We start from the raw sequence: 15,634 nt of genomic DNA, 5'->3' as shown, positions 1-15,634 counted from the left end.
GCGTGAGCTGACCGATTACAGCCAGCTGATGCCCTGGCATTACAAGGCCGCCAACGAGGCCCCGTCGCAAGGCAAGGCGGCCTGACCTCGCGCCCACCGCAGGGCCTCGCGTTCGAGGCGCACGCCGGTCGCGCTCATCTCCATCCCATTTTGTCCCCCGCAGGCAGGCCGACACGCCGTCCGGTCCGCAGGAACAGCGCCGCCATCGCCCCGTATGAGGGCTGGGGGGCGGCATCCGCACGGCGACAGCCAGCGACACCGGTCTCGAACCGACCGTAGCCGGTTCTCGCCCCCCAACTCCATCACATCCTGAGCGCCGCAGACGGTCCGGCATGCCGTCAGGTCCGCAGGAGCATCATTGCCATCGCCCCTTATGAGAGCTGGGCGCGGTATCCGCGACCCGCGGCAGCGGTCCCGAACCAAGCGTTCAGCCGGTCCGCGCCCACCTACACCACCGTTCCGATCATCGCTCGATTCGACCCCGGGCGCGGAATTGCGCCAAGAATCTTTCCCCTCAGGGGCCGAAAATCGGGGTTTATCGGGCCGATGCACCGCTTACCTTCATCTGGCTCGGGGATGCGAAGTTTCGATCCACGCCCCCGCGAAGGGGGCGACGGGCGGGGCTGGTCACAGCGAGCCGAGGATGAAGGTTTCGATCCACGCCCCCGCGAAGGGGGCGACCCCACCGTGAGGCTGCACATCTGGTCTTCCAGCACCGGGTTTCGATCCACGCCCCCGCGAAGGGGGCGACGGCCACGATCTGCGCAATCGGCGACGGGCCGACCTGTTTCGATCCACGCCCCCGCGAAGGGGGCGACCCAAGTCCGGCGGGGAGTGGGCGACGGCATCGCTGTTTCGATCCACGCCCCCGCGAAGGGGGCGACGTGCGCAGTCGTGACTTGCCAGACAGTTCGGCCTTGTTTCGATCCACGCCCCCGCGAAGGGGGCGACTTGCCGTCAAAGCGCAATTTGCGTGACACTCAACAAGTTTCGATCCACGCCCCCGCGAAGGGGGCGACACTATCGCCGCGTGATCCCATTCGATGCTTTCGGGTTTCGATCCACGCCCCCGCGAAGGGGGCGACGCCCGCCCGGCCCGGTCTATTCGCGGCGTGTTCAGCGTTTCGATCCACGCCCCCGCGAAGGGGGCGACTCCGCGCAGGGCATTGGCCGCGCAATGGCGCACGGCGTTTCGATCCACGCCCCCGCGAAGGGGGCGACGCAACTTGCGCCCAAGACGGGCAAGGGTGTCCGGTTTCGATCCACGCCCCCGCGAAGGGGGCGACTTGGCGTCGTCCACGCTCAGCGAAGTCTTGAAAGCGTTTCGATCCACGCCCCCGCGAAGGGGGCGACCATCGTCTATGTCTCGGCGTCGATGGGCGTCCTGATGTTTCGATCCACGCCCCCGCGAAGGGGGCGACTGCACAGCGTCTCCAGATGCCCGCCCCGCGCACATGTTTCGATCCACGCCCCCGCGAAGGGGGCGACGGTCGCTCTGCATGTAGCTGCGGACTAGCGCCGTGTTTCGATCCACGCCCCCGCGAAGGGGGCGACGTCACGCTCGACCTGCGCCTCGGTCAGGGCTGCGGTTTCGATCCACGCCCCCGCGAAGGGGGCGACTCCGCGCAGTTTAATTTTCACTTCACCCCCGCAGTTTCGATCCACGCCCCCGCGAAGGGGGCGACTCCTCGACGGTGACGCGCTCGGCGGTCAGGTGGCCGTTTCGATCCACGCCCCCGCGAAGGGGGCGACCATGCCTGCCCCACCGTGCCACACCCCCACCGCGGTTTCGATCCACGCCCCCGCGAAGGGGGCGACGAGTGTCGGAGGCAGGTGGCCACGACGCGGAAGCATGTTTCGATCCACGCCCCCGCGAAGGGGGCGACGACACGCCGCCGCAGAATCAGACGTTAACCATCCGTTTCGATCCACGCCCCCGCGAAGGGGGCGACCTCGGCATAGGCTGGCAGCGGGCAGGTCCACGGCACGTTTCGATCCACGCCCCCGCGAAGGGGGCGACCGTTTGTCTGATCTGCCCATTCCCCCCACTGCTTGTTTCGATCCACGCCCCCGCGAAGGGGGCGACCACTTCAAGCAGTGGGGTGAGTGGGGGCCGCTGGACACCACAGTTTCGATCCACGCCCCCGCGAAGGGGGCGACCCCTCGGTCAGCGATGCAGTCAGCGGCACCGCCCAGTTTCGATCCACGCCCCCGCGAAGGGGGCGACCATATCTGCATTCTTACTTTTCAACGCCTTAGCGGTTTCGATCCACGCCCCCGCGAAGGGGGCGACCGCCACCATTGAGGGTCCGGTGGCGAAGAAGAAGTTTCGATCCACGCCCCCGCGAAGGGGGCGACGGCCCGGCCGGAAAACCCCGAAACCGGCCGGGCCGTTTCGATCCACGCCCCCGCGAAGGGGGCGACCTCTATCCGTTGCTTGGCGCGCAGCCGGTCGAGTTTCGATCCACGCCCCCGCGAAGGGGGCGACAGTCCGGGCACGAATGGGTTGGGCATGTCGTAGCCGTTTCGATCCACGCCCCCGCGAAGGGGGCGACTGTTCCTGTTTGACGAGTTGACCCACTTTTCGGAGTTTCGATCCACGCCCCCGCGAAGGGGGCGACCTCTCCGAGACGGTCAACGCCCTCTCGGAACAACTGTTTCGATCCACGCCCCCGCGAAGGGGGCGACCGTGGCGGTTCGACGGTTCGAACCCGGTCGCGCAGGTTTCGATCCACGCCCCCGCGAAGGGGGCGACCTTCTTCGCCAAGGAGGATCGCGTCATGGTCGAGTTTCGATCCACGCCCCCGCGAAGGGGGCGACATCGTGATCGGGTTCAGGCGTTCCGTTTTGGCGGGTTTCGATCCACGCCCCCGCGAAGGGGGCGACCCGGTGGCAGCGGTCAAATTTATCGCGTCTGATGGTTTCGATCCACGCCCCCGCGAAGGGGGCGACGCCGAGACTTGGGACGCTCTGGGCTTGCAGGGGCAGGTTTCGATCCACGCCCCCGCGAAGGGGGCGACCGTTAACCATGAATTGCGCTTGCACCAATTAAACGTTTCGATCCACGCCCCCGCGAAGGGGGCGACCGGCCTTATGCCAGGCGTAGAGGATTGCCATGGTGGTTTCGATCCACGCCCCCGCGAAGGGGGCGACAATAAGGCGGTCCGGGTCAACGTGACCCGCCGCGTGTTTCGATCCACGCCCCCGCGAAGGGGGCGACGAATTGTAGCGATGGGCGCTACTTTGCTGACATGGTTTCGATCCACGCCCCCGCGAAGGGGGCGACTCCTGCAGAAAATCTACGCCCCCGGCACCGTGAAGTTTCGATCCACGCCCCCGCGAAGGGGGCGACAACGCGATCCTCGGCGGCATCCCGAAGGCGGTCTGTTTCGATCCACGCCCCCGCGAAGGGGGCGACAGCGGGCTGACAGCGCCGAACGTCTGACCGCCCATGTTTCGATCCACGCCCCCGCGAAGGGGGCGACTTGATGGCCTCGTCAAAGGCTTGGATAGACGCGATGTTTCGATCCACGCCCCCGCGAAGGGGGCGACAAGGCGGCGACGGTCTGACCGGCGCGGTAGTGCGAGTTTCGATCCACGCCCCCGCGAAGGGGGCGACCAGCCGCAAGGAGGATGGCACCTACGGGGTGACCGTTTCGATCCACGCCCCCGCGAAGGGGGCGACGCGCTGTCGGGCACGGCGCTGAACGCGTTCGAGCTGTTTCGATCCACGCCCCCGCGAAGGGGGCGACGCCGCGTCACCCCGAAACGTCTGCCTGACCTTTCGTTTCGATCCACGCCCCCGCGAAGGGGGCGACAGCGGGCGGCGCGGGCCGAACATGCCAAGCGGCAGTTTCGATCCACGCCCCCGCGAAGGGGGCGACGTGACGCTGCGCTCAACCCCGCCGGGGCCGGATCGGTTTCGATCCACGCCCCCGCGAAGGGGGCGACCGGATGGCTCGGCGTCGGGTTCGACCTCGTGCTGATGTTTCGATCCACGCCCCCGCGAAGGGGGCGACTCTGTATGGTTGAGCGCGCGTTCAACGGGCGCTGGTTTCGATCCACGCCCCCGCGAAGGGGGCGACAGCGTGCGGAAACGGCATCCTGCATCGCTCCGGTGTTTCGATCCACGCCCCCGCGAAGGGGGCGACGATAGGACGCGCATACGATGGCTGCACCAGCTCTTGTTTCGATCCACGCCCCCGCGAAGGGGGCGACGTGGGCGAGGTGGCGCGGTTGAGTTCCACCGTCCGTTTCGATCCACGCCCCCGCGAAGGGGGCGACTTCAACCCGTGGGATCGGCGCAGCTGCACCTACAAGTTTCGATCCACGCCCCCGCGAAGGGGGCGACCGGCCCAGACGGCGCCGGATTTGCGCCAGCGGATCGTTTCGATCCACGCCCCCGCGAAGGGGGCGACGACGCCGCGGCATCCGAGCTTGAGGTCGCCAAGATCGTTTCGATCCACGCCCCCGCGAAGGGGGCGACTGCAGCAGGTCGCGCGCATCGAAAGCCGCATGGCGTTTCGATCCACGCCCCCGCGAAGGGGGCGACCGATCAGTTTGAAAAGCGCCTTTGCGCCACCGAGGTTTCGATCCACGCCCCCGCGAAGGGGGCGACGTGTTCGCTGCGGTCACCGTGGCGCGGGCGGCAGGTTTCGATCCACGCCCCCGCGAAGGGGGCGACTATTTGCGGGCGTGGCGCGCTACGAAGTGCTGCACGTTTCGATCCACGCCCCCGCGAAGGGGGCGACGGCGGCGCGATCTTCTTCGCTGTCGAAGAACTGGTTTCGATCCACGCCCCCGCGAAGGGGGCGACGCCAAGAGCTGCACAAGCTGATCGATCCGATCTGGTTTCGATCCACGCCCCCGCGAAGGGGGCGACCAGCTACAAGCAGCTGCGCCGCGGCGAGATTGCGGTTTCGATCCACGCCCCCGCGAAGGGGGCGACGGGCCTGTACGCCGGGCCCCACCCCATGAGCCAGAGTTTCGATCCACGCCCCCGCGAAGGGGGCGACGGTCATGTTTACACCCAGTAAAGGTGCGATGCAACAGTTTCGATCCACGCCCCCGCGAAGGGGGCGACCGCAAGCCAGGCGTCGTCGAGGTGATCGGCGACATGTTTCGATCCACGCCCCCGCGAAGGGGGCGACGGCTGACGGATCACTTCATCGCCCTCAGCTCATAGTTTCGATCCACGCCCCCGCGAAGGGGGCGACTTGTAGACGTGGGCTGGCAGGTCGCGTTTCATCTGGTGTTTCGATCCACGCCCCCGCGAAGGGGGCGACGCGCACCGTGGCCGACATGTGGCGCGAGCTGGGCGTTTCGATCCACGCCCCCGCGAAGGGGGCGACTGGCAGCGCGGCGGGGCGAGCCTGCCAGACGACGAGTTTCGATCCACGCCCCCGCGAAGGGGGCGACAAGCCGCCGACGCCATCGAGGCGCTGGCCGCCGAGTTTCGATCCACGCCCCCGCGAAGGGGGCGACCGGCCGTCGATGGCTATCTCGATCGCGGCCTATATGTTTCGATCCACGCCCCCGCGAAGGGGGCGACGGGCGGCGGCGGCATCGCAGGCATCCGGCGCCGTTCGTTTCGATCCACGCCCCCGCGAAGGGGGCGACGGCGATCATCTCGACCGCGCCAGATCCCCAGATGTTTCGATCCACGCCCCCGCGAAGGGGGCGACGCTGTCGAGGGAGACACCATCGACGGCGAAAGCGAGGTTTCGATCCACGCCCCCGCGAAGGGGGCGACGCTGCGGCAAGGCGGGTGGCTATGGCTACCACAAGGTTTCGATCCACGCCCCCGCGAAGGGGGCGACATCTGGTGCTTGACGAGGTGCGGCGCGTCCAAACGGTTTCGATCCACGCCCCCGCGAAGGGGGCGACGAAGGCGAGGTGCAACGCCATGTCCAGCGCAAGGTTTCGATCCACGCCCCCGCGAAGGGGGCGACTCTCATTCGATAACCATTTGCGCAGATTGAGTAAATCCGACTCACCTTGCGAAAGACTCGTGAAAACCCGGCGTTCCCGCCTTGCCGACGCCTGAGGTCACATTTCTCTTAACGTTTTCAAAGAGCACCCAAGTTGCGAACCGCGCAGGAAACCGCTTCACGCTTGTGGTTCGCAGATCAGAGTACGAGCGGGCCGTTGAGATCCAGCGCGGGTTTTGCACCGACATGCTCGACTTTGCGTTCCCAGTTCGCACCGAGGTAGTAGAACCTCAGACTGTCGAACTCCGGCCGAATGATCCCCTCCAGCCGCGCCTTGAGTTTCACCCATTGGCCCGGATCGACCTCGATCTCGAACACCGAGAACTGCACCCGCTGGCCGAAATCCTCGCAGGCCTTCGCCACGCGGCGCAACCGTTTCTTGCCGCCCTCTTCGAGCGTGTTGACGTCATAGGTGACCAGAACCAGCATCTCAACTCCAGAACCAGGGCGGATAGGCGTCGATGTCGCCACGCAGATGGCGGGCCAGCATCTGCGCCTGCAGGAAGGGCACAAGGCCGAAGGGGGCCTTTTCCTGCAAGAAGGGATGCAGCCGCTCCTCGCGTTTGCGTTCCTGCCACGCGGTCAGAACGGTACGCCGCGCCTCATCGGTCAAGAGCACCGCGCCGCCCTCCATCTGCCGGAAATCCCCCGCACGTAACTGACGGCGATTGACCAGCGACAGCGCCAGCCGGTCGGCCAAGGGGGCGCGCAATTCCTCCATCAGATCAAGGGCAAGGCTGGGCCGGCCGGGACGGTCGCGGTGCAGGAACCCCACCGCCGGATCCAGCCCCACCGCCTCGCAGGCCGAGCGACAGTCATGCGTCAGCAGCGTATAAAGGAACGACAACAGCGCGTTCATCGGATCGAGCGGCGGGCGGCGGGAGCGGAGGGTCCAGCGCAGTTCTGCATCGGGCGACCGGATCAGATGATCGAAGACCGCGAAGTAAAGATTGGCCGCCTCGCCCTCGAAGCCGCGCATTTCCTCGACCGTGCTGTCGGCCAACTGCACCCGGCGCAGGATCTGCGCGAGGCGCTCGCAGGTGGCCTCAAGCGCCGCGCGCGCGGAGAACGCCATCTCCTCGCCGTAGTCGCGCAGGGCACGGCGCAGCACGGCGCGCTGGTTCGACACCTTGCCCAGCACGAAGGATCGGACGATCTCTTCGGGCGCGTCGGCGCGGTGGTATTGCTCGCGCCGAAGCAGCACATTGCCCGAGACCGGGCCTTCGACACGGGCCTGAAACCGGCCGTTGCGGCCCATCAGCGCGAGGGCGATGCCGCGTTCCGCGCAAGCAGCAATCAGTGCGGGCGTCAACAGGACCGGGCCGAACACCACGACCGAGGCGAGCATGTGCAACGGCACCCGAGTCTTGTCGGCGCCCTCGATCTCGGCCACGAGGGTCTCGCCCTCCAGCCGCAGCGCCGCGCCTTCGGTGGTAACGTAAACGGTGTTCAGAAGCTTCTTCATCGCGCCTCCAGCAACCGGGCAAGGGTCTGATCGCGCCAGCGTTTGACCGGGCGGGCGACGGTGTCGGGGCGGCAGAGGTCGAGCAAAGAACAGGCCCGGCAACGGCTGCGATGCGGCGTTGGCGGCGGGGTGGCACCCCTGGCGAAGACGGCGGCAAGATCGGCCACCGTGGCCTCGGTCAGGGCGCGCAGATCAGCATCGAAGGGCACGGTGACGCGGCGTTTCGTCTGCGCATAGGAAAGCGCGCCTTCGGGAACCGACTGGCCGGTCATCTCCTCGAGGCAGAGCGCCTGCGCGCAAAGCTGAGCCTCGTCGGCGCGGTGCAGCTTCGGCTTGCCGCGCTTGTATTCGACCGGAAACGGGCGCTCGCCGCCCTCAGGCAGGGGCTGGAACTCGACCAGATCGGCCACGCCCGAAAGGCCAAGCCGGACAGAGCCGAGCGGCAGCGACAGCACCCGCCGCCCTCCCCTGCCCTTTCGGCTGCCGCCCTTGTCGGCCACGGCATGAAGCACATCCCCTTGCGCGGTAAAGATATTCTCGTCCCAAAGCCGCTCGAGATGGATCAGCGCCGCCTGCCGCAGACAGTAAACCGCATGCTGCACCGCCGAGAGCGGGATCGTCTCAAAATCCATGATGCCTTCGATCCGCTAACCAGAATGAGGCCAGTCTAACAGACCGACCTCACTGGCTAAAGCCAAGATCAATCACAAGCAGAGTTTCTATCCACGTCTCGCTCGGGAGACGACAACGTCCGCGACACGGGTCGCGGACGCAAGGCTTCAGGGGGAAACGGAGGCGGCAAAACCTCCGAAGCCATCAAGTCCGATCATAGACCGGAGCGCCCGGAGCGATCCGCTTGACGGCGTCGATCCCATTCTGCGCGCCCTGCTTGGAGGCATACATTTCGGAGTGGCAAAGGACTTCAGCATTGCCGGCCTTGAGATGCCACCAGTAACCCCTTCCAACAGTGTAGAAAATCTCAAACATGTCGTTTTCCTTTCCGGGCAACTGCCCTGTTGTGAAAAGAGACAGGCTTGGATATGGTTGATGTGCTAGATCGCAAGCCAAGCCTGTCTTGCTTGCAGGGGCCGGGTGCATTCGCGTGCCCGGCCTTTTCTGTTTCGCAGATCAACCATGAGGCGAGAGCGTCATTGTGTCAACGGAAATTTTATGAGTTATCTGGCTAAGCCAGATAACTCACATGCAGAGAAGTTGACACATCCGCTTACACCATCCGAGAGCAGCGGCAGCGCCCCCGCCGAGAGCGGGATCGTCTCCCCCTCGGCGGGCAGCGCGGGCATCAGAGCAACTCGCGGATCTCGACGCCCGCGGGCAGGCCGTCGCGGTCGATCTCGACGCGGTAGTCGGCAAACTTCCGCGCGGGCGCGAGGTTGCCAAGGCCGCGGTCATCCAGATCGCGGAATTCGCCATCGACGGCGCGGCCGATGCGGACCCGGTCAAAGAGCACATGAGCAGGCGCATTGCCCAGCGCATTTTCATGCGCAAAGACGATCAGCTTGCGCGTCGTCATCTCGCCACGCGCCGCCGAGCGGTCATGCTCGAACATGTTCGCCAGCGCCTCGAAGAGCAGATCGAGATCGGCCTCGGAAAAGCCGGTGCGCTCGGCGAATTTCGCCGAGATGAAGCCATGCGCGACGTAAAGCCCGTAGGGCACGATATGCTTGCGGCCCATGGTGCGGTTGTCGGTGCGGGCCTCGCCCTCCTCGCCCTCGGCGCGTTTCTTCTGTTCCGCCTCGTTGGTGGCGGCCATGCGGGTGATCGAGATTTCGACCGGCAGGATCGGCTCGACCGAGCGGGCGAAGGTCATCTGCACCGGCCCTTTGACCTGACCGCAGTTGATGCCGGTCGACATCACCGCGCCAAAGGTCCGCACATCGAAGAAATTCGCGCACATCCAGTCGCGCAGCGCGCGGGCTTCGTCGTCACCTTTCGGGTTGAGCTTCTTGGCCTCTTTCGCCTCCTTGAGGGCCTTGGCGTCATCGGCCCGTTTGGCGACATAGGCTTCGCGGTGCTTCTCGTTCAGGATCGCGCCTTCCTGCACATAGATGTGGTGACCGGCTTCACCGGTGCGAGCCAGCTCGACATAGTTGCGCAACTTGCGCTTGAGGCTGACGTCGGACACCAGACCATGGTTCGTTTCGGGGTCAAGCCGCGGCAGGTTGCCCGCATCCGGGTCGCCGTTCGGGTTGCCGTTCGTGACATCGAAGATCAGCACGAAATCGTGGCGGCGGGAAAGCGGGATCATTGGTCGGCCTCCGTGATGGGCGTATCGTCATGCTTGCGGAAGAAATCACTGCGCTGGTGGTAATAGCCGATGCCGAACAGCGCCTGTTCTGCACTGGCCAAGCTGGCGGGGATCGGGTCATTGCCCGGCTCCATCAGATCGGTGATCGAGGTGAGCAGTTTTTCCAGATTCACCGCCCGGCCGGGGCTGAGCTTGCGCAGTTTGGCGAAATGGTTCTGCGCCCCTGCATCGAGCGTGCGGAACACCTTTTGCGGCGCAGCCGAGGCGGCGCCATAGAACTTGTCCTTGATGGTGGCATTGACATTGCCGCCCAGCGCCGCGCGCTGCACCTCTTCATAGACGGCGAAGAGCCGCCCGAGGATGTAACCTTTGTTGGTATTTCCGGGATCAAGCGCCACGGGAACCTCCTTGGCGAAATTGCGGATCAGAACGGATTTGAGCATGGCGGCGCGCAGGGCGTTGATCTCGCCATCGGCCCGGATGCGCATGAGCGTGGTCGAGAGCAGCGTCAGCGGATAGGCGGTGCCGGTCAGGATCGCGCGCATCCACTCGCCCGCGATCAGGGGGGGCACGTTCTCGCGCTTGCCCTGCGCGGCCAGCTCGACCAGATAGCGCCAGAGCGGCGGCCAGCCGTCGCGCGGCGGCGGATCAAGGCGCATGTCCTCAACGAAACGCTGGTAATGCCGCGTCAGCGTGCCAAAGCTGCTTTCCCACCAGAACCGCACCGAAAGCCGCGCCGCATTGGGGGCAAGACCAAGCACGCAGAAGGTCACGCCCTGATCGAGCTGCGGCGCAACCTCGGAGAGCGGCTCGCCGCGCCGGATCCGCTCCAGCTGCGCACCGATGCGGTCAGTGTTGATCTTTTCCGATGCGCTGGCATCGAAAAATTCGCCAAAGAATGCTTCGGCCAAGGCGGCGGCCTCGGCCTCGGCGGCATCGGCCCAGAACACCGTCGAAGCATCGCCGATCTGGATCCGGTGGCCGCTGTCCTTGTCCAGAAAGCGGTTGAGCGCCGTGGTATAGGCGAAGGCTGCGGCCTCTGACACCGGGGCATTGTCGCCCTGTTCGTGGCCGTAAGATTCATAGGCATCCGAGTTGAAGGTCACGATTGCCGCCCCGGCAACCTGCGCCCCCCAGACGCCCTTGATCGGCGGGTGGGTCCGCGCAATCGCCGAACGTCTGCCCGAGACGAGGCAGACCGCCTCAGCCGCGGCCTTGCCCTCGACGGCAGTCCAACGCTCGCGCTCGCTCAGCCAGACCGACCGCAAGGCGGGCGCATCGTGCAAGCAGTGATCGCGATAGCTACCCGCCATCGCAAAGACGATCCCCGCAGTAGGCAGTATTTCCAGATCGAAATGCTGCGACAGGGCTTCAGGGGACCAACTCCGAAGAAAGGCGCAGAAGCTTTGCACCTCGGCATCCTCCACGGCCTCAAGAAACTCCAGATGCTTGTCGCGGAAAGCCTCGAAGCGCTTGTCCTCGGGGTCGGTCAGCGTTCCGGCCCCAAGCGCGTAGTTGACATTGTCCCACAGGAAATTCGGGCGCGGCGTCACACCGGCACGCTTGGGACAGGCCGGGACAGCCATCTGGCGCGGGCTGCGCTTCTTGTCCGTATCGCGCAGGTCGACCACCTCGGCCACGGCGCCATCCGGGGTCAAGACGACGCAATAGCCGATGTTCTGCACCGCAAAACCATAGGGCGGCTTCCACGGCAGCCGGTCATAGGCCCGCACCAGCGAGGCAAGCATACTCATCGCAGCACCTCCGCCGATCCGGGCGCGGGCACCGCCATCACGCCATCGACCAGCCGGGCGCGAAAGAACATCGAGGGGCGGCCCGGCGCCGTGTGGTCGATGTCCCACAGCATCAGGCCCAGATCGCGCGGGGTGCCAAAGCCCAGATCCGCCGTCTCGGCCTGCGAGGCGCGCGGTGGCAAGGCCGCACCCGGGGCGATCAGCGCGAAATGCGCGGCAAACTCGCGGGTGCCAAGGCAGGGCTGGTGAAAGCACTGCCCCCGTTCGGCGCGGCGGTTGAAGATATCAAGGTGCTTGCCCTCGCTGTCCTCGGCCCCGGCTTTCGCGGTCAGGGTGAAATGCGCCTCGATCACATAGGCGGGCGCCACCAGCACGGTCGAGGCGCGTTGCTGGCGGTCCTCGTCGGCCAGAAGCTGCACCCCGCCCAGATCGCCCCGGTTCATCGCCTGCTTGATCGTGCCCGCAGGCGCCTTGTGCCCGACCTCGTTGCGGCGGATCTGCTGAAAGCGGATCGGCTCCAGCACATGAATCCGGTCGATCACCCAGGAAATCGCGGGCTTCCAATGGATCGCCTCAAGGATCCCACGCGCGGCAGAGGGCGTCATCACGTCATAGGTGACGCGCTCCACCTTGAGTTCGGGGCGGGTGAAAAGCCCATTGCGCCCCCAGACGTGCAAACGAATTCCATATGCCATAGGTCACCTCGAATTCGGGCCAGCTTATCCCTTGAGTTGAGTCGTGCAAGGGGAAGAATTCTCGGCCGCATCTCGGAAAACTGGACGGCGGTTATAACCGATGGTCGGATCGTTCGCCCGCAACTCCACAATCAGCCGCCTCTCCAGCGCCAGCACCTCAGCCTTGCTTGCCGTATTGGACTCCCACAGTATCTCGCGTGTCACGGTAATCCTCTGACGCGCCTCCCGAGTTGGAAAATCCTGCGAGATCAGGTGATCATCGGGGCTTCCAAAGTAGCTGATTGAATCCGTCAAATCGCTGCCAACATAGATTTTTCCGTTCGGCCATGTGACCTTGTAGATAACAGAATAGCCTGAGCGGCGGGCAGGAGAGAGCATCACACCACCGCCTGATCCGCGCTCAGATAGTCGGCCTGTTCCCACCAAAGCCCGGTCTCGTCGCGGTAAAGCTCGGGATCGCTCAGCACGAAAAACGCATCGCCGCGCAGGTCCGGGGCGATGAAGTCCCCCTTGCCGTTCGCCCGCAGCGTCTCGCGCGCCAGATGCGGGATCTGCACCGTGAAGGGTTGCAGCGCACGGGCGATCTTGCCGGACTTTTCCCAGGCGTCGGAAAGCTTCCGCACCCAGTCCTGCGCCTCCACGTCGCGGGCGATGATCACCGGCACCATCGGGCTTTCGATCATCCGGTAGCTCTCGGCCGCCGTGCGAAAGGCGAAATTCGTGGAAGGATAGCTGAAGTCAAATTTCTTCGTCAGTTGGTGTTCATCGAGTCTTTCAGGGCCCGCCCGCCAATAGACCTCCTCGAACCAGTCGCGGATCGCCTCGGGCGCCAGCAGGGTGTCAAAACCGCGCTCTCGGGCCACTTTGTGCATCGCCTTGGCCAGTTGCGCGACATCGGCAGGCGGCGGGTTCTCGGGCGCGGCGAAGACCGTCAGGACCGAGGCTTCGAGAGGCCTTTTCCCCTCGCGGTTCACCCTTCCTGCCGCCTGAATGACGGAATCGAGCCCCGCCTCGGCCCGCCAGCCACAGGGAAAATCAAGGTCCACCCCCGCCTCGATCAGGCTGGTGGCGATCAGCCGACAGGGCTGACCGTCCTTCAGACGCGTCTTGATCCCCTCGATGATCGCGCGCCGATGCGCAGGATACTGCCGCGTTGTCAGATGGATGAGCCCCTCCAGCCCCGCCGCCTTTGCCGCCTCGAACAGCGCCAGCGCATGTTTGCGGCTGTTGACGATGACGAAGCCCTGCCGCGTTGCTGTCAGCGCCGCCACCAGCGCGGCATCGTCCATCGTGCCGCCCTGCCCGATCCGGGCGCGTTCCAGCCGCCGCGCCAAGGCGTCAGGATCGGGCGCCAGTTCGCGCCCCGAAAGCGGCAGCCCGCCCGAGGGCAATTGCCCGCTGTCAAAGGCCGGTTGCGTCGCGGTGCAAAGCACGATCGTACAGCCATAGTGTGCGCAAAGCGTGTCGATCATCGCCAGTGTCGGCGCGAGAAGCCTGCGCGGCAGGCATTGCGCCTCGTCCAGCACGATCACCGATCCGGCGATGTTGTGCAGCTTGCGCACCCGCGACGGCCGCGCCGCGAACAGGCTTTCGAAGAGCTGCACATTCGTCGTGACGATGACCGGCGCCGCCCAGTCCTCCATCGCCTGCCGGATCTTGTCGCGGCTAAGCTCTTTCATACCCTCGATCTCGATGGCGCTGTGGTGTTCCAGCATGTTCTCGTGCCCCAGAACGTCGCCAAAGACTTTCGCCGTCTGGTCGATGATCGAGGTGTAGGGGATGGCATAGAGGATCCGCCGATGCCCGTGCCGCGCCGCGTGATCGAGCGCAAAGCCAAGCGAGGCAAGGGTTTTCCCGCCCCCCGTCGGCACCGAGAGGGTGAAGAGACCAGGGGGCATGTCGGCCTTGGCCCGGACATGGCAAAGGATGTCCGCGCGCAGCCGATTGAGGTCGGTCGTGGCCTCGAACTGCGCCATATGCGCCGCAAACCGCCGTTGCAAATCGGGCAAAAGATCTTGCAATGCGGGCCAGTCCCGGTCGCGGGCGCGCCCCTCCAGCGCGTCGTAAAACGCCTCGGTGTCGCGGTAATCGGCATCGACAAGGCAGGAAAACACCATCCGCACCGCGACCGAAAGATCGAACCCGGCCGTGTCCTTGCGCATATGGGCGCGAAATTCGGCGGAAACGGCGCTGAAATCAACGGGCAGATGCGATTTCCATTCCGGGTCGAGCGTCGCCCCGGGGGTGGCGATCCGGCTTTTCAGATCGCGGTTGTCCTTGCCGTTGTCCATGTCGGGCAGGCCCGCGTGATGACCAAGGATCGCCTGCGCCAGCCCCTCGGCCACCGGCTGCGGGCACCCGGAGTTCGGGGCGAGCAGCACCCTGCCCCCGGCGGTCGAGTGATCGACAACCGGGCCATTTTCACCGCGCAAAACCCGGTCAAAAGCCGGATCATATTTTCCCAGATCATGCAGCCGCCCGGCCAAAGCCGCCGCCGTGCCAAGGCCGAGCCTCTCCCCCCGCGCCCGCGCCAAACGTTCCACCGCCTCAAGATGGTCGGGCAGGCTCTGCCAGTCGGATCGGTCGTCCTTCGTTCCGGAATGCGCATAGTGGGTCATTGGAAATCTCGATTCAACCAAAAGGCGTTCCCCATCCCACCACCATCACACACTTCCGGCAAGCCCGCATCGACCCCACCAGAGATTTGGGTCGGCATCGGCTTCATGGGGCGATTGAGGAGGACCGCGCACGGACCGAAGCCGCGATCCCATCGGCGGTGACGCGCTGAACGCGCTGGAAATGATCGCGCGAGATGGTCCCCGGAATGTGCAGTCGATCCGAAGCCTCGTCTGGGTTCCGGCTCGGCGCATTTCACCCCGTCGCCCCTTGAGCGGTGCCGAGACGGGCGCAAGAAACGACAGGTCCGTGCCGATCGGCCCATCCAGAGGAAGCAACCGTGCATCATCGCGTGACAGCACGAAATCCGGAACGCTTTCCAGAGCAATCGGTGCGGACGAACTCTTGGGAATGACGGCATTGGCGCAAAGGTTCGCCAGCGCATGGATGTCGTCAAACAGACGCGCGGAAACGTCCTCGCCATCGATTTTGTCGGTCGTAGATCGCAAGGGCGTGCAGACGGGCTCCCGCGCTTTCAACCACCATCGTCTCGGCTCCGATAGAAAAACTCAAACAGACCGACGAAGATTCCCGGTCATTTTGAGAAAGTCAGGCGTTCGATTTTCCGCGATTGTGGAAAACCTCGAAATCCGGCGTGACCGATCGCACGCGGAATGACACCGACGAAACTCCTCGCAAAGCTTCGCTGCGTCGAACGTCAAGGGAATGAGTTGGTTTGCGGGCCATGTCGAACAGTCAAATAAATCAGGAAAACCCAATTCAGGAAAATGGGTCCGGGCCAGCAGCATGCTGGTCGCGGCACTTCCGGCTAGTCTGGGATTGCGAGA

At 65.3% G+C, this 15,634-nt stretch carries 10 protein-coding genes and 1 CRISPR repeat array; all 10 genes read right to left on the bottom strand.

Going from position 1 to position 15,634, the window contains the following annotated elements:
• Window positions 1-583 precede the first annotated feature (583 nt).
• Window positions 584-5,951: direct repeats of the CRISPR family, unit length 32 nt; unit sequence GTTTCGATCCACGCCCCCGCGAAGGGGGCGAC.
• Between the two features lie 177 nt (window positions 5,952-6,128).
• The 10 genes from cas2 to C8J30_RS18330 all read right to left on the bottom strand — a co-directional run bounded on the left by cas2 (window position 6,129) and on the right by C8J30_RS18330 (window position 15,295).
• A complete protein-coding gene (gene cas2, locus C8J30_RS11830) occupies window positions 6,129-6,419 on the bottom strand; it encodes a CRISPR-associated endonuclease Cas2 (protein ID WP_110806049.1) in 291 nt (96 codons plus the stop codon).
• 1 nt (window position 6,420) lies between these two features.
• A complete protein-coding gene (cas1c, locus tag C8J30_RS11825) occupies window positions 6,421-7,455 on the bottom strand; it encodes a type I-C CRISPR-associated endonuclease Cas1c (RefSeq protein ID WP_110806048.1) in 1,035 nt (344 codons plus the stop codon).
• Window positions 7,452-8,087, bottom strand: coding sequence for a CRISPR-associated protein Cas4 (gene cas4, locus C8J30_RS11820; RefSeq protein ID WP_110806047.1), 636 nt, complete (start codon window positions 8,085-8,087; stop codon window positions 7,452-7,454). Before cas4 ends, cas1c begins: the two co-directional genes overlap by 4 nt.
• A gap of 184 nt (window positions 8,088-8,271) precedes the next feature.
• Window positions 8,272-8,442, bottom strand: a complete 171-nt coding sequence (locus C8J30_RS11815; RefSeq protein ID WP_110806046.1) for a YegP family protein — start codon at window positions 8,440-8,442, stop codon at window positions 8,272-8,274.
• A gap of 313 nt (window positions 8,443-8,755) precedes the next feature.
• Complete coding sequence (gene cas7c, locus C8J30_RS11810; RefSeq protein WP_110806045.1) at window positions 8,756-9,721, bottom strand: type I-C CRISPR-associated protein Cas7/Csd2; 966 nt, start codon at window positions 9,719-9,721, stop codon at window positions 8,756-8,758.
• On the bottom strand, window positions 9,718-11,475 hold the full coding sequence (gene cas8c, locus C8J30_RS11805) for a type I-C CRISPR-associated protein Cas8c/Csd1 (protein ID WP_110806044.1): 1,758 nt from the start codon (window positions 11,473-11,475) through the stop codon (window positions 9,718-9,720). The genes cas7c and cas8c overlap by 4 nt, the downstream gene beginning before the upstream one ends.
• Complete coding sequence (gene cas5c, locus C8J30_RS11800; protein ID WP_110806043.1) at window positions 11,472-12,170, bottom strand: type I-C CRISPR-associated protein Cas5c; 699 nt, start codon at window positions 12,168-12,170, stop codon at window positions 11,472-11,474. Before cas5c ends, cas8c begins: the two co-directional genes overlap by 4 nt.
• A gap of 24 nt (window positions 12,171-12,194) precedes the next feature.
• Window positions 12,195-12,548 (bottom strand): GIY-YIG nuclease family protein, encoded by a 354-nt coding sequence (locus C8J30_RS11795; RefSeq protein WP_110806042.1) that lies wholly within the window; start codon window positions 12,546-12,548, stop codon window positions 12,195-12,197.
• Window positions 12,548-14,788 carry a CRISPR-associated endonuclease Cas3'' gene (locus tag C8J30_RS11790; protein ID WP_110806041.1) on the bottom strand — a complete coding sequence of 747 codons (2,241 nt, stop codon included), beginning with the start codon at window positions 14,786-14,788 and terminating at the stop codon, window positions 12,548-12,550. Before C8J30_RS11790 ends, C8J30_RS11795 begins: the two co-directional genes overlap by 1 nt.
• A 45-nt stretch (window positions 14,789-14,833) precedes the next feature.
• Window positions 14,834-15,295, bottom strand: coding sequence for a hypothetical protein (locus tag C8J30_RS18330; RefSeq protein WP_220033721.1), 462 nt, complete (start codon window positions 15,293-15,295; stop codon window positions 14,834-14,836).
• Window positions 15,296-15,634: the final 339 nt, after the last annotated feature.

The organism is Rhodobacter viridis (assembly GCF_003217355.1).
GTDB classification, from domain to species: Bacteria; Pseudomonadota; Alphaproteobacteria; order Rhodobacterales; family Rhodobacteraceae; genus Rhodobacter; species Rhodobacter viridis.
The sequence above is the reverse complement of the archived record's forward strand: the minus strand, read 5'-3'. Positions and strand labels throughout refer to the sequence as shown.